General features: G+C 49.6%; 1 protein-coding gene. It reads left to right on the forward strand.

Annotated features, from left to right (window positions below; genetic code table 11):
• Window positions 1–232: glycine betaine ABC transporter substrate-binding protein (locus tag AAEY83_RS18830; RefSeq protein ID WP_351061758.1), on the forward strand; the 232-nt coding region annotated here is incomplete at both ends.

Genomic DNA, 232 nt, shown 5'->3' on the forward strand with positions numbered 1-232 from the left:
GTTTATGAACTGTCCGTCAGGCTGGGCGTGTGAGATTTTTAACACCCGACTGCTCAAAAATACTGGCTTGGACGCGGTTTTTAATAATGCCCATCCAGGTACGGGTGCAGCACTCGATGCTGAGATTGCCTCCGCCTTTGAACAGAAAAAACCGTTACTATTTTATTATTGGCAGCCAACAGGGCTCATCGCCAAATACGACTTTGCGCCGCTAGCGTTCCCTGCCCATGAG

This window comes from Psychrobacter sp. TB20-MNA-CIBAN-0197, assembly GCF_040309765.1.
Taxonomy (GTDB): Bacteria; Pseudomonadota; Gammaproteobacteria; order Pseudomonadales; family Moraxellaceae; genus Psychrobacter; species Psychrobacter submarinus.